1 protein-coding gene is annotated in these 289 nt (G+C 65.1%); it reads right to left on the bottom strand.

Annotated elements, in window-relative coordinates; all coding sequences use genetic code 11:
* On the bottom strand, positions 1–289 hold a 289-nt coding region (locus FQV27_RS18750; protein ID WP_246133185.1), incomplete at both ends, for a protein tyrosine phosphatase family protein.

The raw sequence follows: 289 nt of genomic DNA, 5'->3' as shown, positions 1-289 counted from the left end.
TCGCCGAGCGTGTGCCGGTCCGGCAGTAGGCCAGGACCGGGCGTTGCACCTCTGCCAGCGCCTGGCCGAAGGCAGCAACGTCCTGATCGGTCACCATCCCCGACTCAACCGGGACGTAGCGCGTCTCGATTCCCTCGGCCTTGGCAGCGGCCTCGATCTCTTCGAAGCTTGGCTGGTCAGCGCCTTCCCCATCGGGGCGATTGCAGATGATCGCACGATAGCCTGCAGCCTTGATCGCGGCCATGTCCATGGCTGCGATCTGCGGGGACACCGTAGCTTTCGGCGAAAT

Origin of the sequence: Paracoccus aurantiacus (assembly GCF_007993065.1) — a bacterium.
Lineage (GTDB): Bacteria > Pseudomonadota > Alphaproteobacteria > Rhodobacterales > Rhodobacteraceae > Paracoccus > Paracoccus aurantiacus.
The sequence above is the reverse complement of the archived record's forward strand: the minus strand, read 5'-3'. Positions and strand labels throughout refer to the sequence as shown.